Here is an 18,509-nt window from a genome sequence, read left to right as displayed (position 1 = left end):
GTCGAACGCCGTGATGAATCGCTCAGCTGTTGATGTTGGCCATCACGTGCTTGATGCGCGTGTAGTCCTCGAACCCGTAGCGGCTGAGGTCCTTGCCGTAGCCGCTGTGCTTGAAACCACCGTGCGGCATCTCGGCGACGAGCGGGATGTGCGTGTTGATCCAGACACAGCCGAAGTCGAGTGCCTTGCTGACCCGAAGCGCGCGACCGAGGTCACGCGTCCACACCGACGACGCGAGGCCGTACTCCACACCGTTCGCCGCCCGGATCGCGGCCTGCTCGTCCTCGATGCGCTGCACCGAGATGACCGGCCCGAAGATCTCGTGCTGGCTCATCTCGTCGTCCTGGGTGAGCCCGGAGACGACGGTCGGCTCCAGGAAGTAGCCGTCGCCGAGACCGCTCATCCGGTGCCCGCCGGCCGCGATGTTCGCGTGGTCGGGCAGCCGGTCCAGCATCCCGGTCACATGCGCGAGCTGGTTGGCGTTGTTGACCGGGCCGAAGAGTGCGTCCTCGTCGTCCGGCAGGCCCACCTTGGCCTCGTTCTTCGCGTACGCCGCGAGCGCCGCCACGAAGTCGTCGTGGATCTTGGGCGAGACCAGCACCCGGGTGGCTGCGGTGCAGTCCTGGCCGGCGTTGAAGTAGCCGGCGGTGGCGATGCCCTCGACGGCGGCCTCGATGTCGGCGTCGTCGAAGACGATCACCGGAGCCTTGCCGCCCAGCTCCAGATGCACCCGCTTCAGGTCGCGCGATGCGGCCTCGGCGACCTGCATGCCCGCCCGCACCGAACCGGTGATGGCCACGAGCTGCGGGGTCGGGTGCTCCACGACCTTCGCACCGGTCTCGCGGTCACCGGTGATGACATTGAACGTGCCCGCGGGCAGGAACGGCGCCGCCAGCTCGGCAAGCAGCAGCGTGGTCTCGGGGGTGGTGTCGCTGGGCTTGAGGACGATCGCGTTGCCCGCGGCGAGCGCCGGCGCGATCTTCCACATCGCCATCATCATCGGGTAGTTCCACGGGGTGACCTGGCCGACCACACCGATCGGCTCGCGGCGGATCCACGAGGTGTGCCCGGCGAGGTACTCCCCTGCCGACACACCCTCCAGCACCCGCGCGGCGCCGGCGAAGAAGCGCAGCTGGTCCACCATGGGCGGCACTTCCTCGGATGCCGTGAGCGCGAACGGCTTTCCGGTGTTCTGCGCCTCCAGCTTCACGAAGTCGTCGGCACGCTCCTCGATGGCGTCGGCGAACTTCAGCAGCGCCTGCTGGCGCTCGCTCGGGGTGACCTGGCCCCACTCGGCGAAGCCCTTCTCGGCCGCCGCGTACGCCGCGTCGACGTCGGCCTGGCCGGAGATCGGCGCCTGCGCGACGACCTTCGCGGTCACGGGGCTGACCAGGTCGAGGCGCTCCTCGCCTCGACCGTCGACGTACTCGCCGCCGATGAAGTTGCGCAACTGGCGGGGGGAATCGGTCATGGTGCTGCTCTCCTTGTGGCTGCGAATCATGGGCGTCGTGTTCGTACTAGCACTCGATGACGTTCACCGCGAGCCCGCCTCGGGCGGTCTCCTTGTATTTCACGGACATGTCACGACCGGTCTCGCGCATGGTCTTGATGGCCTTGTCCAGGCTCACCGTGTGAATCCCGGTGCCGTTGCGGGACAGGCGTGCCGCGTTGATGGCCTTCACGCTGGCGATCGCATTGCGCTCGATGCAGGGGATCTGCACCAGCCCGCCGACGGGGTCGCAGGTGAGCCCGAGGTTGTGCTCGATGCCGATCTCGGCGGCGTTCTCCACCTGGGACGGCGTGCCGCCCATGACCTCGCAGAGGGCACCGGAGGCCATTGCACAGGCCGAGCCGACCTCGCCCTGGCAGCCCACCTCGGCGCCGGAGATCGAGGCGCCCTCCTTGAAGAGGATGCCGATCGCGGCTGCCGTCAACAGGAACCGGACGATGCCGTCGTCGTCCGCGCCCTCGACGTAGGTCGCGTAGTAGTGCAGCACCGCGGGGATGATCCCGGCCGCACCGTTGGTGGGCGCGGTGACGACCCGGCCACCGGAGGCGTTCTCCTCGTTGACCGCGAGCGCCCACAGGTTGACCCAGTCCATGACTCGCAGCGGGTCGTCGCGCAGCTCACCGACCGTGAGCGCGGCATAGAGGTCAGGCGCCCTGCGCGGCACCTTGAGGCCGCCGGGCAGGCAGCCGCCGTGCCGCAGTCCGGCCTGCACGCACTCGCGCATGACCTGCCACAGATGCAGCAGTCCGGCGCGGATCTCCGGCTCGGTACGCCAGCTGAGCTCGTTGTGCAGCATCACCTCGCTGACGCTCATCCCCTCCCGCTCGCAGATCGCCAGCAGCTGCCCACCGGTGGTGAAGGGGAACCGCACCTGCGTGTCGTCCAGGACGACGCGGTCCGCGCCGGTCGCCGCGCCGTCGACCACGAACCCGCCGCCGACCGAGTAGTAGGTGCGCTCGAGCAGCAGGTGATCGCCGTCGTAGGCCTCGAAGGTCATGCCGTTGGGGTGCGCCGGCAGCGACTTGCGCCGGTGCATCACCACGTCGTCCGCGGGGTCGAAGCGGATGGGTCGTTCACCGCCGAGCAGCAGCTCACCGGCCTCGCGGACGGCGCCGACCTGCTCGTCGGCAGTGTCCGTGTCGACCGTCTCGGGCACCGCGCCCATCAGGCCGAGGACGACCGCCTTGTCCGAGCCGTGCCCGTGACCGGTCGCGCCGAGGGACCCGAACAGCTGCGCGCGCACCCGGGTGACCCGGTCGAGGATCTCGGTGCGGCGCAGCCCCGCGACGAATGTGCCGGCCGCGCGCATCGGGCCGACCGTGTGGGAGGACGAGGGGCCGATCCCGATGGAGTAGAGATCGAATGCACTCAGAGCCATGACGTGCCACCTCCTGCAGGTCGGGTCGAGCCGTGTCCCGGCCGACGTCGCGCCGACCTTCGCAAAGTACCGCTGAGTAGGCTATCCGACAACGAAATCGGTCTCATACGCCTTGCCTACCTCCGAATTTCGTGAAAACCTACCGGTGTGAACGATGCTATTCGTACCTCGCCGGTGATGCTCGACGACACGTCGAAGGCCATCATCGCGCGCCTGCAGCAGGACGGTCGGGCGGCCTACTCCTCGATCGCCCGCGAGATCGGCCTGTCCGAGGCCGCCGTCCGCGGACGGGTGCAGCGGCTGCTGGACTCCGAGGTGCTGCAGATCGTCGCCGTCACCGATCCCGCCCAGGTGGGTTTCCGTCGGCAGGCGATGATCGGGTTGCGCGTCACCGGCGATCTGGGCGACGTCGCCCAGCGCCTCGGCGAGCTGCCCGAGATCGCGTACGTCGTGATGACTGCCGGCCGCTTCGACCTGCTCATCGAGGTCGTCTGCGAGGACGACGAGCACCTGCTGGAGCTTCTTACCGACACGGTCCGCACGATGCCGGGCGTCACCGACACCGAGACGCTCGTCTACCTGAAATTGCACAAACAACGCTACGACTGGGGCACGAGATGACCACGACTCCGCAAGAGACCACCGCCCGGACCGCATCCATGACCGGTGCGGGCACCACGCCTGCCGGCACGCCGCGCTACGAGGCGGCCCGCGACCATCTCTGGGGACACTTCACCCGCCAGTCGGTCTACGAGCCGACGTCCTCCGGCGGCCAGGGCGCCAACGTGCCCGTGATCGTCAAGGGCGACGGCGCGTACATCTGGGACGCCGAGGGCCGCAAGTACCTCGACGGCCTCGCCGGCCTCTTCACCGTGCAGGTGGGCCACGGCCGCGAGGAGCTCGCGCAGGCCGCGGCCAAGCAGGCCAAGGAGCTCGCGTTCTTCCCGATCTGGTCCTACGCGCACCCCTCGGCGATCGACCTGGCCGAGCGGCTCGCGGCGTACGCGCCCGGCGACCTGAACCGGGTCTTCTTCACCACCGGCGGCGGCGAGGCCGTGGAGTCGGCGTGGAAGCTCGCCAAGCACTACTTCAAGCTGCAGGGCAAGCCCGGCAAGCACAAGGTCATCAGCCGCGCGATCGCCTACCACGGCACCCCGCAGGGCGCCCTGTCGATCACCGGCATCCCGGAGCTGAAGGAGATGTTCGAGCCGCTGGTGCCCGGCGCGTTCCGGGTGCCGAACACGAACATCTACCGCGCTCACGACGACCTGCGCGACGACCCGAAGAAGTTCGGCCGCTGGGCCGCCGACCGGATCGGTGAGGCCATCGAGTTCGAGGGCCCCGACACCGTGGCCGCCGTCTTCCTCGAGCCGGTGCAGAACGCCGGCGGCTGCTTCCCGCCGCCGCCCGGGTACTTCGAGCGGGTCCGGGAGATCTGCGACGAGTACGACGTGCTGCTGGTCTCGGACGAGACGATCTGCGCGTTCGGCCGGATCGGCGAGATCTTCGCCTGCCGCGACTTCGACTACCAGCCCGACATCATCACCTGCGCCAAGGGCATGACCTCCGGGTACTCCCCCATCGGTGCGATGATCGCCAGCGACAAGCTGTTCGAGCCCTACAAGCACGGCACGACGGCGTTCCCGCACGGCTACACCTTCGGCGGTCACCCGGTCTCGGCCGCGGTGGCGATGGCCAACCTCGACATCTTCGAGCGCGAGGGCCTGACCGACCACGTGCACCAGAACGCCCCGGCGTTCCGCGCGACACTGGAGAAGCTGAAGGACCTGCCCATCGTCGGCGACGTCCGCGGTGAAGGGTTCTTCTACGGCATCGAGCTGGTGAAGGACAAGGCCACCAGGGAGACGTTCAACGAGGACGAGTCCGAGCGGATGCTGCGCGGATTCCTCTCCAAGGCGCTCTTCGACGCCGGCCTCTACTGCCGCGCCGACGACCGTGGCGACCCCGTGGTGCAGCTGTCCCCGCCGCTCATCATCGGGCCCACCGAGTTCGACGCGATCGAGGGCATGCTGCGCGACGTGCTGACCCGTGCCTGGGACATGCTCTAGGCCTCACGCACGACCGATCAGGGTCGTCGCGCGCTCTATCGGGCGCGCGGCGACCCTGTTCGTCTGTCGGTGACTGCCCCTAACGTTCGGCGCATGTCCCGCGCGGTCACCCACCAGCAGGTCGCGCGGATGCGGCTGGCCGCGCAGTGCCTCGCCGGGCGATCGCTGCCGACGCCCGAGGACGTCGTGCGGCATCTGACCTGCACCCAGTCTCAAGATTGGCGCGCCTGCCGCATCGCCCTCGCGGCGCGCACGACTGAGCGTTCGGTGCAGGCCGTCGACGCGGCGTACGACGCCGGCCGCATCGTGCGCTCCTGGCCCGTCCGCGGGACGCTGCACACCGTGCTCGCCACCGATCTGAGGTGGATGCTGGCGCTGACGTCCGACCGCATCCGCGCGCAGTACGCCACGCGTCTCGCGGGCCTCGGGGTCGACGCCGCGCAGCTCGACGGGGTGCGTGACCTGACCCGCGAGCTCCTGCACGGCGGTGCGGCGCTGACCCGCCGTGAGCTGCTGGACGCCTGGACCGCCGCGGGCCTCGACGTCAGCGGCCAGCGGGGCGCCCACCTGCTGGTCGACCTGTCGATCGACACGGTCGTCTGCCTCGGACCGATCCGCGACGGGGTCCAGCAGTTCGTTCTCTGCGACGACTGGCTGCCGAAGGCGCAGCCGCCTCCCGACCCGGTCACGGCCTGGGCACGGCGGTACCTGCTGTCCCACGGTCCGGCCGCCCGTGCCGACTTCCTGTGGTGGACCAAGCTGCTGGTACGCGAGGTCGCGCCCGCCTGGGAGCAGATCGTCGACGGCCTGGACGAGCTCACCCTGGACGGGGTGAGCCTCTACGCGGCACCAGAGGTCGTCGAGGCCGGGATGTCCCGCGCGACCCTCACTCCACTGCTGACCGCGGCGTTCGACGAGATCCTGCTCGGGTACGCCGACCGGTCCGCGACCCTTCCCGCGCGGTTCGCCGACCACATCGTGCCGGGCGGGAACGGGATGTTCCGGCCCGTCGTCCTGGACGGCGCGCGTGCCGTCGGCACCTGGTCGGCGCCGATGAAGCCGGGAGCGCCGCCGCGGGTCGAGCTCTTCGAGGGCCCGCCGAGCAGGCGCCTGGCAGCAGCCCGACTCAGCATGCCCGCCCGCTGACGGTCACCGGTCGGTGCCGGAGCGCGGGATCGATAGCCTTCGGTCCATGGCAACTCCCCGTGACCAACGCGAGCTCGACATCGTCCTCTTCGGCGCCACCGGCTTCGTCGGCAAGCTCACCGCCGAGCACCTCGCGGCCTACGCACCCGAGGGCGTGCGCATCGGCCTCGCCGGGCGCAACACCGCCAAGCTGGAGGACGTCCGTAGGTCGCTGGGCCCCTCGGCTTCGGATTGGCCTCTGATCACCGCGGATTCGAATGACGACGCCGCTCTGGCGGCGCTCGCCGAGCGCACCCGCGTGGTCATCACCACCGTCGGCCCCTACGCGAAGTACGGCCTGCCCCTGGTGAAGGCATGCGCCGAGGCCGGCACGGACTACGTCGACCTGACCGGCGAGGTGCTCTTCGTGCGCGAGTCGATCGATCGCTACCACGACGCCGCGGCCGCCTCCGGAGCCCGCATCGTGCACTCCTGCGGGTTCGACTCGGTGCCCTCCGACCTGGCCGTGCTGACCCTGGCCGAGCGCATCGCGCAGGACGCCGCCGGCGAGCTCACCGACACCACCCTCTTCGTCACGATGAAGGGCGGTGCCAGCGGCGGGACCCTGGACTCGATGAAGGGCCAGATCGACGAGGTGCGCTCCGACAAGGCCAAGCGCGCGGTCGCCGTCGACAAGTTCGCGCTGTCCCCCGACCGCTCGGCGGAGCCGAAGGGCGAATGGCGCGACAGCGTCTCCGTGCGGTACGCGCCCGAGGTGAAGGCGTGGACGGGACCGTTCGTCATGTCGACCTTCAATACCCGGATCGTGCGGCGCAGCAACGCGCTTCGCGGTCACGATTACGGCAGCGCGTTCCGTTACCGCGAGTTGCAGAAGACTGGAGCGGGCATCGCGGGACGCGCCACGGCGTACGCGCTGGCCGGCGGACTCGCGGTCGCCGTCGGTGCGCTGAGCCTGTCGCCGCTGCGGCCGCTGGTCAACCGGGCGCTGCCCAAGGCCGGTGAGGGCCCGAGCGCCGAAGCACGCGCCAAGGGCTTCTTCAAGGTCGATGCCCGCACGACGACCACGGATGGCAGCGCGTACCGCAGTGTCGTTGCGGCACAGGGAGATCCGGGCTACGCCGCGACGTGCGTGATGCTCGGGGAGGCCGCGCTCGCGCTGGCGACCCAGCGCGAGCAGTGCCCGCTGCCGGACGGTCTCACCGGCGGCGTGCTGACCCCCGCCACGGCGCTCGGCGACGTCTATGCCGCACGACTGCGCGACCGCGGTTTCACCGTGCAGGCCGAGCGCGTCTGACGAGGTTGGGGGTTCTGCGTCTGCGGCCAGTGCTGCAGCCCTGACCACGAACGCAAACCGCTCACACGGTCGCCGCGGCGTCCCTCACCGGCGGCGCAACACCGGGGCCAGCGCGTCGAGCACCGCTGCGTCCTCGATGGTGCCGGGCACCTGCGGTTCGTCGCCGTCGGCGAGCTGACGCATCGTGCGCCGCAGGATCTTGCCCGACCGGGTCTTCGGCAGCGCCGCCACGATGTCGACCCGCTGCAGACCGGCGATGGCGCCGACCTGCTCACGGACCAGTTGGGTGAGCTCGGCGCGGATGCGCTCCTGCTCCTCCTCGGTGGGCTCCTCAGCGCCCTTCAGCACCACCAGTGCTCGCGGCACCTGACCCTTGAGCTCGTCAGCGACTCCGATGACGGCGCACTCGGCGACAGCCGGGTGGCCGGCCACGACGGCCTCGAGGCCGCCGGTCGACAGGCGGTGCCCTGCGACGTTGAGCACGTCGTCGGTGCGGCCCATCACCCAGACGTACCCGTCGTCGTCGATGTATCCGCCGTCGCCGGACAGGTAGTAGCCGTCGTACGCCGACAGGTAGGACTCGACGTAGCGGTCGTCGTCACCCCACAGCGTCTCCAGCGTGCCGGGCGGCATCGGCAGCTTGATGCACAGCGCGCCCTCCTGGCCCGGTGCGCACCGCTCGCCCTCCGCGTCGAGCACCTGCACGTCGTACCCCGGGCTCGGCATCGTCGCCGAGCCGGGCTTGATCGGGAAGAGCTGCGTGCCGATCGGGTTGGCGCAGATCGGCCAGCCCGTCTCGGTCTGCCACCAGTTGTCGATGACCGGCACCTGCAGGCGGTCCGTCGCCCATTGCCAGGTGTCGGGGTCGGTGCGCTCGCCCGCGAGGAAGAGGGTGCGCAGGCTCGACAGGTCGCGACCGGCGATCAACGTGCCCTCCGGGTCCTCCTTCTTGATGGCCCGGATGCCGGTGGGAGCGGTGAAAAGGCCTGCGATCTTGTGCTCTTCGATCATCCGCCAGAACGTCGACGCGTCGGGTGTGCCGACCGGCTTGCCCTCCAGGAGCACCGTCGTGCAGCCGGCGAGCAGCGGCGCGTAGACGATGTAGGAGTGCCCGACCACCCAGCCGACGTCGGACGCGGTGAACCACACGTCGCCCGGCTGCATCCCGAAGATGTGCGTCATCGACCAGTGCAGCGCGACCGCGTGCCCGCCGTTGTCGCGCACGATCCCCTTCGGCCGACCGGTGGTGCCGGAGGTGTGCAGGATGTAGAGCGGGTCCGATCCCAGCATCGGCACGCAGCCCGCGGCGCCGACACCATCGGGACGCATCGCCGTACGCCAGTCGATGTCCCGCTCACCCATCGCGGCCTCGGCCTGCGGCCGCTGCAGCACGACGACGCTCTCCGGCGGGTGCTGCGAGCGATCGATCGCCGCATCGACCATCGGCTTGTACTCCACCACCCGGGTGCGCTCGACTCCGCAGGACGCGGTGATGAGCACCTTGGGGCGTGCGTCGTCGATGCGCGCGGCCAGCTCCGCGGGTGCGAACCCGCCGAAGACGACCGCGTGCACCGCACCGATGCGCGCGCAGGCCAGCATGCTGACGACCGCTTCCGGGATCATCGGCAGGTAGATGACGACGCGGTCGCCCTTCTGCACCCCCAGTGCGGTGAGCATCCCGGCGGCCCGCCCGACCAGGTCGAGCAGCTGCGCGTACGTGTAGGTCCGGCTGTCCTGCGTCACCGGGCTGTCCCAGACGACCGCGGGCTGGTCGGCCCGCCCCGCGATCACGTGCCGGTCGAGCGCGTTGAAGCAGGTGTTCATCCGGCCGTCGGGGAACCATCGGTACAACGGCGGATTCGACTCGTCCAGAACGGTCTTCGGGAAGTTGATCCAGTCGATGCCTCGAGCGGCCTCCGCCCAGAACGCCTCCGGGTCCTGCATGCTCGCTTCGTATGCCGCTTCGTACGCGCCGCTGCTCATGCCCGTCATTCTCCACGCGGAGGCGGCCGACCACCCCCGGTATGACGCGGCCCGGTCAGTAACCGGCCTCGCAGACCAGGTGCAGGTTGGACCGCAGCGAGGCGGGCACGGCGCAGCCGACCCCAGCCGTGCCGAGCGTGACGACGGTCCACCGACCGTCGACCCGGTGCAGCGCGACGAACGCGTCGTCGGTGCGCTGGTCGATCGGGTGCACCACGGCCGAGGCCCACGACGTGTTGGCCGAGGCGACCCGGATCGAGCGCACCGAGACGTCGGACGCCGGCACGTCCCCGAGCAGGGCGCTGTGGTCGATGGCCGACGTGATCGCAGCGCTCGTCGTGATCCCCCGATGGGTCACGACGGCGGGCGACGTGCGGTGAACGACGGCCTTCGTCACACTGGTCACGCTTGTCGTGTGCTTCACCGGATGTGCCGCCGGGGTCGCCTGAGCCACCGAGACCGCCCCCGCCGCAGCGATCGCCACAGCCACCGGAACCACACACATCGCACGCTTCATCTGCTGTCCTACTCCCTTGCTCTGCGACCGAAGGGCCGCTTCCCCGAGTACGCCGGCGATGTCCGCCGGCACATGGTCAGACGCACGAACCCCCGAAGAGGTTGTCTCGCCCGCGGGTTCGAGACCGAACCGTGACACCAGCGGGCAGGATGAGGGCGTGGCCACCGGGGAGATCACCAGCAGTCGGGCGCTGCGGAGCAGGATCGCCCGCGGAGACTCATTGAAGGGGCTGCGGTTGCAGGACGTGGACCTGCGCGAGGCCATGTCCGATCTGCTGGCCATGTCCGACCTGACGGGTCTGGTCGTGCTGGGCGGCGTGGTCCCCGATGCGCTGGTGGTGCATCTGCGCGCGGCGGGCGCACTGGTCTTCCCGCCCGACCCGTCGCTGCCGGTCAACCCCTACCGCTCGCGGTTGTACGAGCCACGCGAGCTCTACGCAGGGCTGACCGCCCACGGGTACGCCGGGACGCCGGACCGGCGTGCGTACGACTGGCTGCTCGATGCAGCCACCGCGCACGACGCCTACGCCATGGTGATCCGGGCGGTCCACGACAACTCGATCGACGATGCCCTGGACGAACGGCTCGAGCGACGGCACGTGGTGGGCGTGATGGGCGGGCACGACGAACTGCGCACCAGCCCGGCGTACGCGGACGCCGCCGGTCTCGGGCGCACCCTCGCCCAGTCGGGGTGCCTGGTGCTGACCGGAGGCGGCCCCGGTGCCATGGAGGCGGCGAGCCTCGGCGGCTGCGTGACCGATGAGGCCGCCCTGCGGTCGGCCCTGCAGGAGCTGGCGAGCGTGCCGTCGTACCGGCCGGACATCGGGCGGTGGGCGTCGACCGCCCTGGCGGTGCGCGAGCGCCACACCGACGCGGTGCACCGGGCCCGGGTGATCGCTGTCCCCACCTGGTACTACGGCCACGAACCGCCGCACGTCTTCTGCGCGGGCATCGCCAAGTTCTTCAGCAACGCGCTGCGAGAGGACACCCTCCTCGCGCGCTGCGACGCCGGCATCGTCGTCCTGCCCGGCGCGGCCGGCACCGTCCAGGAGATCTTCCAGGCGGCCACCCGGATGTACTACGCCACGCCCTCCGACGCCACCGATCCCCTGCCACCGCTGGTGCTCGTCGGCGAGCGGCAGTGGACCCGCGACGTGCCGGTCTGGGAGCTGCTGAAGACCCTCGCCGCCGACCGCCCGATGTCCGCTGCCGTGCACCTGGTGGACTCCACGCAGGATGCGGCCGAGCTGATCCTGCGACGAAGCGGCCGACGCTGAAGCTCTGGGTCAGGCGGTAGAGGCCGCCAGCTGCCCGCAGGCGCCGTCGATGTCCGAGCCGCGGGTGTCGCGCACGGTGGTCGGGATGCCGCGGGCGCGCAGCCGCTCGACGAACTGCTGCTCGACTCCGTGCCGCGACGCGGTCCACTTCGAGCCCGGCGTCGGGTTGAGGGGGATCGGGTTGACGTGCACCCAGCCGCTGCCGCGGGCGGCGAGCTTCTCCCCCAGCAGGTCCGCGCGCCAGGCGTGGTCGTTGATGTCGCGGATCAGCGCGTACTCGATCGACACCCGACGTCCGGTCTTCTCGTAGTAGCGGTACGCCGCGTCGAGGGCCTCGTCGACCGACCACCGGTTGTTGATCGGCACCAGCTCGTTGCGCAGCTCGTCGTCGGGGGCGTGCAGCGACAGGGCCAGCGTGACCGGGATGCCCTCGGCGGCGAGCTTGTCGATGGCGGGCACCAGCCCGACGGTCGACATGGTGATGCCGCGGGCACTCATCCCGAGGCCCGAGGGCGGCGGCTCGACCAGCCGACGGATCGCGTCGATGGCGCGCCGGTAGTTCGCCAGCGCCTCGCCCATGCCCATGAACACCACGTTCGACACCCGCAACGGCGACTCCCGGTCCTCGTCGACGCCCCCGGGCAGTTGGCCCGACCGCATTATCCGGGCGCCCGCGACGACCTGCTCGACGATCTCGGCGGTCGACAGGTTGCGGGTCAGCCCCTCCTGGCCGGTGGCGCAGAACGGGCAGTTCATCCCGCACCCGGCCTGGCTGGAGATGCACATGGTCACCCGACCCGGGTAGCGCATCAGCACCGACTCGACCAGAGCACCGTCGAAGAGGCGCCAGACGCTCTTGATCGTCTGGCCGTCATCGGCCTCCAGCGTGCGCACCGGCGTCAGCAACGGCGGCATCAGCTCCTGCACCAGGCTCGCCCGCTCCGCCTTCGGCAGGTCGGTCATCTGCGCCGGGTCGTCCACGAAGTGCTCGAAGTAGTGGGTCGACAACTGGGCTGCCCGGAAACCCTTGTGCCCCAGCTCCTCGACGGCCGCCTTGCGACCGGCCGGGTCCAGATCGGCCAGGTGCGTCGGCGGCTTGGAGCGCCGGGGCGCGGTGAAGGTCAGCTGCCCCGGCGTGGGACGCGGGGTCGGGGCGGGCAGATCGACGGTCGGCATACGACCATCGTCCCAGGTGCGGGCCGAGCCGCGAAAACTCCCAGCCCTCGCGGGTCAGGAGACGAACGGGGTGAGGATCGCCCACACGACCGGCACCGTGATCAGCAGCGAGTCCAGTCGGTCCATCAGGCCGCCGTGGCCCGGAATCAGGTTGCTCATGTCCTTGATGCCGAGGTCGCGCTTGATCATCGACTCGCACAGGTCGCCGACCGTCGCGGTCACGACAGCCAGCGCCCCGAGCAGCGCGCCGATCCACCAGCGCCCGTCGAGCAGCAGGGCGACCGACAGAGCTCCGGCCAGGATGCAGCAGGCGACCGACCCGCCGAAGCCCTCCCACGACTTCTTCGGCGAGACGCTGGGGGCCATCGGGTGCTTGCCGAAGACGACGCCGACCGCGTAGCCACCGACGTCGCTGGCGATGGTGACCAGCACGAAGGTGACGATGCGCAGCGGCCCGTCGTGCTCGTCGAGCAGCAGCATCGCGAAACCGACCAGGGCGGGCACGTAGAGCACCACGAAGGTCCCGCCCGCGGCGTCCTGGACGGCCGACTCCTCGTCGCCGAAGGACCTCCAGACCACGACCACCAGCACGGCGAGCACGACCGACGAGGCGAGCGCGACCGGTCCCCACTGATAGGCGATCACCGGTACGGCGGCCGCCGCGACGAGCGTCGGAACGGCCGGCGGGTAGATCCGACCGTGCTGCATCGCGCGCAGCAGCTCCCACACCCCGACGACCGAGGCGAGCGTCGCCAGTGCGACGAAGAACTCCTTGCGGATGAAGAGGGAGGCGAGCACCAGGACGCCGAGGAGGACTCCGACACCGACCGCGGCGTAGAGGTTGCGACCCGCCCGCGGAGTGGGGTTGCTCTTGTCGGCGGTGGCGCCGACGGGCGCCGCGTCGGAGCGGCCCGCTCGTGCGTCCCGTCGGGTCAGCGGTCCGGGAGGCGGCGACTGATCGGGCATGGGCAGGGTGGGGTGGAGCGCGCTCAGACCGAGAGCAGCTCCGACTCCTTGCTCTTCATCATCTCGTCGACCACGTCGACGTACTTCTTGGTGGTGCTCTCCAGCTCCTTCTCGGCGCGGGAGCCCTCGTCCTCGCCGACGTCGCCGTCCTTGACGTGCTTGTCGATCTCTTCCTTGGCACGCCGGCGGATGTTGCGGATGGACACCTTGGCGTCCTCGCCCTTGTTCCGGGCCAGCTTGATGTAGTCGCGGCGCCGTTCCTCGGTCAGCTGGGGCAGCTGGATCCGGATCAGGTTGCCGTCGTTGCCGGGGTTGACGCCCAGATCGGACTCGCGCAGCGCCTTCTCGATCGCGGCCATCGAGCCCTTGTCGAAGGGCTGGATGAGCACGGTGCGCGCCTCGGGCGTCTGGAACGACGCGAGCTGCTGCAGCGGAGTCGGGGCGCCGTAGTAGTCGACCAGCAGCTTGTTGAACATCCCCGCGTTCGCACGGCCGGTGCGGATGCCGGAGAAGTCCTCCTTGGCGACCTCGACGGCCTTCTCCATCTTCTCCTCGGCGTCGAAGAGACTCTCGTCGATGCTGCCGTCCATGGTGGGGAACTCCTTCGATACTGCGTGGTTGAGGGTGGGCGTCGTACGACCGAGGGGTCAGGCCGGCGACACCAGCGTGCCGATCCTCTCACCCTGCAGCGCGCGGGCGATGTTGCCCTGACCCTCCATGCCGAACACGACCATCGGCAGCTTGTTCTCCGCGCACAGCGCGAATGCGGTCTGGTCCAGCACCTTCAGGTCCCGCTCGACGGCTTCGGCGTAGGTGAGCTCGTCGATCCGGGTCGCAGCGGGGTCCAGCTTCGGATCGGCCGTGTAGACCCCGTCCACGCCGCTCTTGGCCACCAGCACCACGTCGCAGCGGCTCTCCAGGGCACGCTGCACGGCGACGGTGTCCGTGGAGAAGAAGGGCATGCCCATCCCCGCACCGAAGATCACGACGCGGCCCTTCTCCATGTGGCGGATCGCGCGGCGCGGGATGTACGGCTCGGCGACCTGGCCCATGGCGATGGCCGTCTGCACCCGGGTGTCGACGTCCTCCTTCTCGAGGAAGTCCTGCAGGGCCAGGCAGTTCATCACGATGCCGAGCATGCCCATGTAGTCGGCGCGGACCCGGTCCATGCCCTTCTGCTGCAACTGGGCGCCGCGGAAGAAGTTGCCGCCGCCGATCACGACGGCGATCTGCACGCCGGAGCGCGCAGCGACGGCGATCTGCTCGGCGATGTCCTTGACGACGTCGGGGTCGACCCCGACGGCTCCCCCGCCGAAGACCTCGCCGGACAGCTTGAGCAGTACCCGAGCCGGGCGGTCGATGGGGGTCTGGGTGGTCACGTGGTTACTCCCGAGTGATCGGCGTCCAGGGGTCGGTAGATACTTCCACAGATTCTCGAAGTGCTGCCACGCCGACCTCTGTGGCAGGCGCCGGGCGGCGCCGGTGCAGGAGAATGACCGCAGCGCCAACTACCCACCCCGACCGCGTACGCCGGTGCCGGAAAGTGACCGCGCTGCCGACTCCCGACGCCCGGCGACCCAGCAGGCCCACCCGCCGCGCAGCACTCCTCTTCGAGGCTGCCTGAGAACGGCCACCCGCGCGGAGAAGTGACCGAACTGCCGATTCCAAGGCCCTGGGACGCAGAAACCGCGCGGGACACGAGGGTTGACCCTCGTGTCCCGCGCGGTTTCACGCATCAGGTGCGGTGAGGAAGACCACGAGCCTTCTCGGCGTCTTCCTCACACTTCGCTGCGGGCGCGCCTCGCTACGCTCGGCACACGCTGCGCTGCGTGTTTCGTCAGACCCCGACCTTGAAGCGGACGAAGTTGACGATCTGCACGCCCGCCTCGTCGGCTACCTTCGCGACGGTCTTCTTCGGCTCCTTGGCGAACGGCTGGTCGTGCAGCACGTTCTCCTTGAAATAGCCGTTGACCCGTCCCTCGATGATCCGCTGCAGGGCCTGCTCGGGCTTGCCCTCCTCGCGGGCCGTCGCCTCGGCGACGCGGCGCTCGTTGGCCACGGTCTCCTCGTCGACGTCGTCGCGGTGCAGCACCGTCGGGCTGAACGCCGCGACGTGCATCGCGACGTCGCGGGCGGTCTGCTCGCTACCGCTCGCACCGACCAGGACACCGATCTGCGCAGGCAGGTCGGGGCTGGTCTTGTGCAGGTACGCGGCCACGACGGGGGCCTCGACACGGGCCACCCGCTTGATCTCGATCTTCTCGCCGATGGTGGCGTTGGCGTCGTCCAGCAACTCCTTGACGGTCTTGCCGTCCTCGCCGGTCGCCACCAGCAGGCTCTCCGCGTCCGCGGCGCCCGAGGAGACCGCGACCTTCAGCACGGCGTCCGCGAGGTCGCCGAACTTCGCGCTCTTGGCCACGAAGTCGGTCTCGCAGAGCAGTTCCACGAGCGTGCCGACGCCGTCACCGGCGGAGGCGGCCACGAGGCCGTTCTCCGTCGTGCGGCCCTCACGCTTGGAGACGCCCTTCTGGCCCTTGACCCGCAGGATGTCGGTCGCCTTGGCCTGGTCGCCGTCGGCCTCGTCGAGCGCCTTCTTGACGTCGAGCATTCCGGCGCCGGTCGACTCGCGCAGCGCCTTGATGTCAGCGGCGGTGTAATTCGCCATAGCTATGCCTCGCTCCTTCGCGAAGAGTCATGAAAAGTGGGTACGACGAGCGAACGCTCAGGCGCCCGCGGTGTCGTCGGCCGGTGCCTCGGTGGACGCGGCCTCGGCAGCCGGAGCCTCGGCAGCGGCCGCAGCGGTGGTCTCGGCAGCGGCAGCTGCCGTGGCGGCCTCGACACCCGCGGCGTCACCGGTGGTGACATCTGCGTCGGCGGTCTCCACGGCGGCCTTGGCCGTCTGCGACGGACCGGCAGCGGTGTCGGTGTCGGCGGCAGCGGTCTGGGAGTTCAGCAGTTCCTGCTCCCACTCGGCCATCGGCTCGGCAGCCTCGCCCTCGCCGGAGCGACCCTGCGAACGGGTGATGAGACCGTCGGCGACGGCGTCGGCGACCACGCGGGTCAGCAGCGTGACGGAGCGGATCGCGTCGTCGTTGCCCGGGATCTTGTAGTCGACCTCGTCGGGGTCGCAGTTGGTGTCGAGGATCGCGATGACCGGGATGTTCAGCTTCCGGGCCTCGGTGACGGCCAGGTGCTCCTTCTTGGTGTCCACGATCCAGACGGCCGAGGGGACCTTGGCCATGTCGCGGATACCGCCGAGGGTGCGCTCCAACTTGACCTTCTCGCGGTTCATCACCAGAAGTTCCTTCTTGGTGCGACCGGAGCCGGCGACGTCGTCGTAGTCGATCTCCTCGAGCTCCTTCAGCCGCGCGAGGCGCTTGCTGACGGTGCCGAAGTTGGTGAGCATGCCGCCCAGCCAGCGGTGGTTGACGTAGGGCATGCCCACGCGGGTGGCCTGCTCGGCGACCGACTCCTGGGCCTGCTTCTTGGTGCCGACGAACAGGATCGTGCCGCCGTGCGCCACGGTCTGCTTGACGAAGTCGTAAGCCTCGTTGAGGTAGGTCAGCGACTGCTGCAGGTCGATGATGTAGATGCCGTTGCGCTCGGTCATGATGAAGCGCTTCATCTTCGGGTTCCAACGGCGGGTCTGGTGCCCGAAGTGGACGCCGCTCTCGAGGAGCTGGCGCATTGTGACGACGGCCATGCCGAAGTCCTTTCGTCGTATGTTTCCAGTTGTCTTCCACCGACACGGGTGCGCCGGTGAACCTGGTGTCCAGACGACCCGGACCGCTCGCCCAGCAAGTGCTGTGCGGACGGACTGACGGGTGCGCCCCGGTATGCACCTCCCGGAGGAAGCGCGGCGCCGGACGTGGACACGCGAATTCGACCCTCGCCACATCACCCGAGGTGATCTCGCCAAGGCCGTGGATCCAGTGTATGGCGCACGCGGGCCGTGGAGCGAATCGGCCCGCCTAGCATGGCGGGATGACTGCTCCCCCGGTGCCGCTCGCGCCCCTGGTCGCCCGGATGCGCGGTTTCGGCGAGACCGTCTTCGCCGAGATGACCCAACGCGCGGCCGCGGCGGCGGCGGTGAACCTCGGCCAGGGGTTCCCCGACGCGGACGGCCCCCAGGAGGTGCTGGACGCGGCGAAGGGTGCCATCGACTCCGGCCAGAACCAGTACCCGCCGGGCATCGGTGTGCCGGTGCTGCGGCAGGCGATCAGCGCCCACCAGCGACGGTTCTACGACCTGCACGTCGACCCGGACACCGAGGTCCTGGTCACCGCGGGGGCCACGGAGGCCATCGCCGCCACCATCCTCGCGCTCTGCGAGCCGGGTGACGAGGTCGTCACCTTCGAGCCCTACTACGACTCCTACGCCGCCTCGATCGCTCTGGCGGGCGCCGTACGCCGTACGACGTCGCTCGCCTTCCCCGACTTCGCGGTCGACGAGGACGCGTTGCGCGCGGCGTTCTCGGACCGGACGCGGCTCGTGCTGCTCAACACCCCGCACAACCCCACGGGCAAGGTCTTCAGCCGCTCCGAGCTGGAGTTGATCGCGTCTCTGGCCCGCGAGCACGACGCCGTGGTCGTGACCGACGAGGTCTACGAGCACCTGGTCTACGACGGCGAGCACATCCCGGTCGCGACGCTGCCGGGCATGGCCGAGCGCACCCTCACCATCGGCTCGGGCGGCAAGACCTTCGCCACCACGGGCTGGAAGGTCGGTTGGGTGCTCGGGCCGGCGCAACTCGTACAGGCCGTCCGCACGGTGAAGCAGTTCCTCACGTTCGTGGCCAGTGGACCGTTCCAGCCGGCGATCGCCGTCGGCCTCGGGCTGCCCGACCGCTTCTTCGCCGAGCTGAGCGACACCATGCGACGTCGACGCGACCTGCTCGTCGAGGGGCTGCGGCGGCTGGACGTGCCGGTCAGCGTGCCCGCGGGCGGCTACTTCGTCATCGCCGACCTCGCCCGCTTCGACCCCGACGCGCTGCGGTTGTGCCGGGCCATGCCGACGCAGGTCGGGGTGGCAGGCGTGCCGGTGAGCGCGTTCATGGACAGACCCGCCGACCCGGCCGCCGAGGTCGCTGCTGCGTCGCTCGTGCGGTTCGCGTTCTGCAAGCAGGACGACGTCCTGGCCGAGGGCGTACGGCGACTGGCCCACCTGGCGGACTGAGCGGGTCTACGTTCGAGCG

The 18,509-nt window shown here is 70.0% G+C and carries 16 protein-coding genes; 6 read left to right on the top strand and 10 right to left on the bottom strand.

All coding sequences use genetic code 11. From position 1 onward, the window contains the following. Positions 1 to 22: 22 nt before the first annotated feature. Positions 23 to 1,471: a gamma-aminobutyraldehyde dehydrogenase gene (locus HNR15_RS05625; protein WP_179479826.1), complete on the bottom strand. Its 1,449-nt coding sequence runs from the start codon at positions 1,469 to 1,471 to the stop codon at positions 23 to 25. Between the two features lie 46 nt (positions 1,472 to 1,517). Next, positions 1,518 to 2,888, bottom strand: a complete 1,371-nt coding sequence (locus tag HNR15_RS05620) for an L-serine ammonia-lyase (RefSeq protein ID WP_179479824.1) — start codon at positions 2,886 to 2,888, stop codon at positions 1,518 to 1,520. Positions 2,889 to 3,065: 177 nt separating this feature from the next. Here HNR15_RS05620 and HNR15_RS05615 point away from each other — a divergent pair, with 177 nt between their 5' ends. From HNR15_RS05615 to HNR15_RS05600, 4 genes are all read left to right on the top strand, one after another. Continuing rightward, positions 3,066 to 3,509: an Lrp/AsnC family transcriptional regulator gene (locus HNR15_RS05615; RefSeq protein ID WP_179483608.1), complete on the top strand. Its 444-nt coding sequence runs from the start codon at positions 3,066 to 3,068 to the stop codon at positions 3,507 to 3,509. Next, complete coding sequence (locus HNR15_RS05610) at positions 3,506 to 4,957, top strand: aspartate aminotransferase family protein (RefSeq protein WP_425484517.1); 1,452 nt, start codon at positions 3,506 to 3,508, stop codon at positions 4,955 to 4,957. Before HNR15_RS05615 ends, HNR15_RS05610 begins: the two co-directional genes overlap by 4 nt. Before the next feature lie 93 nt (positions 4,958 to 5,050). Then, a complete protein-coding gene (locus tag HNR15_RS05605; protein WP_179479822.1) occupies positions 5,051 to 6,103 on the top strand; it encodes a winged helix DNA-binding domain-containing protein in 1,053 nt (350 codons plus the stop codon). Between the two features lie 46 nt (positions 6,104 to 6,149). After that, complete coding sequence (locus HNR15_RS05600; RefSeq protein WP_179479820.1) at positions 6,150 to 7,397, top strand: saccharopine dehydrogenase family protein; 1,248 nt, start codon at positions 6,150 to 6,152, stop codon at positions 7,395 to 7,397. Positions 7,398 to 7,481: 84 nt separating this feature from the next. On the opposite strand, the gene HNR15_RS05595 is transcribed toward HNR15_RS05600, so the two are convergent. Together HNR15_RS05595 and HNR15_RS05590 are read right to left on the bottom strand one after the other, a co-directional pair. Further along, on the bottom strand, positions 7,482 to 9,380 hold the full coding sequence (locus tag HNR15_RS05595) for an acetate--CoA ligase (protein WP_179479818.1): 1,899 nt from the start codon (positions 9,378 to 9,380) through the stop codon (positions 7,482 to 7,484). Positions 9,381 to 9,435: 55 nt separating this feature from the next. Further along, positions 9,436 to 9,786 (bottom strand): hypothetical protein, encoded by a 351-nt coding sequence (locus HNR15_RS05590; protein ID WP_179479816.1) that lies wholly within the window; start codon positions 9,784 to 9,786, stop codon positions 9,436 to 9,438. 268 nt (positions 9,787 to 10,054) lie between these two features. Here HNR15_RS05590 and HNR15_RS05585 point away from each other — a divergent pair, with 268 nt between their 5' ends. Next, positions 10,055 to 11,173, top strand: coding sequence for an LOG family protein (locus tag HNR15_RS05585; protein WP_343048434.1), 1,119 nt, complete (start codon positions 10,055 to 10,057; stop codon positions 11,171 to 11,173). Positions 11,174 to 11,182: 9 nt separating this feature from the next. Here the strand turns inward: HNR15_RS05585 and rlmN are convergent, their stop codons facing one another. The 6 genes from rlmN to rpsB form a co-directional block, all read right to left on the bottom strand. After that, positions 11,183 to 12,349, bottom strand: a complete 1,167-nt coding sequence (rlmN, locus tag HNR15_RS05580; RefSeq protein WP_179479814.1) for a 23S rRNA (adenine(2503)-C(2))-methyltransferase RlmN — start codon at positions 12,347 to 12,349, stop codon at positions 11,183 to 11,185. 54 nt (positions 12,350 to 12,403) lie between these two features. Beyond that, on the bottom strand, positions 12,404 to 13,315 hold the full coding sequence (locus HNR15_RS05575; protein WP_179479813.1) for a phosphatidate cytidylyltransferase: 912 nt from the start codon (positions 13,313 to 13,315) through the stop codon (positions 12,404 to 12,406). Between the two features lie 23 nt (positions 13,316 to 13,338). Further along, entirely contained in the window at positions 13,339 to 13,905 is a 567-nt protein-coding gene (frr, locus tag HNR15_RS05570) for a ribosome recycling factor (RefSeq protein WP_179479812.1), read from the bottom strand. Between the two features lie 57 nt (positions 13,906 to 13,962). Beyond that, positions 13,963 to 14,694, bottom strand: coding sequence for a UMP kinase (pyrH, locus tag HNR15_RS05565; protein ID WP_343048433.1), 732 nt, complete (start codon positions 14,692 to 14,694; stop codon positions 13,963 to 13,965). Between the two features lie 458 nt (positions 14,695 to 15,152). After that, on the bottom strand, positions 15,153 to 15,980 hold the full coding sequence (gene tsf / locus HNR15_RS05560) for a translation elongation factor Ts (protein ID WP_179479811.1): 828 nt from the start codon (positions 15,978 to 15,980) through the stop codon (positions 15,153 to 15,155). Between the two features lie 57 nt (positions 15,981 to 16,037). Continuing rightward, positions 16,038 to 17,018 carry a 30S ribosomal protein S2 gene (rpsB, locus tag HNR15_RS05555; RefSeq protein WP_179479810.1) on the bottom strand — a complete coding sequence of 327 codons (981 nt, stop codon included), beginning with the start codon at positions 17,016 to 17,018 and terminating at the stop codon, positions 16,038 to 16,040. Between the two features lie 281 nt (positions 17,019 to 17,299). Here rpsB and HNR15_RS05550 point away from each other — a divergent pair, with 281 nt between their 5' ends. Continuing rightward, positions 17,300 to 18,490 carry a pyridoxal phosphate-dependent aminotransferase gene (locus HNR15_RS05550; RefSeq protein WP_246305888.1) on the top strand — a complete coding sequence of 397 codons (1,191 nt, stop codon included), beginning with the start codon at positions 17,300 to 17,302 and terminating at the stop codon, positions 18,488 to 18,490. Positions 18,491 to 18,509: the final 19 nt, after the last annotated feature.

It is taken from the genome of Allobranchiibius huperziae, assembly GCF_013410455.1.
GTDB classification, from domain to species: Bacteria; Actinomycetota; Actinomycetes; order Actinomycetales; family Dermatophilaceae; genus Allobranchiibius; species Allobranchiibius huperziae.
The sequence above is the reverse complement of the archived record's forward strand: the minus strand, read 5'-3'. Positions and strand labels throughout refer to the sequence as shown.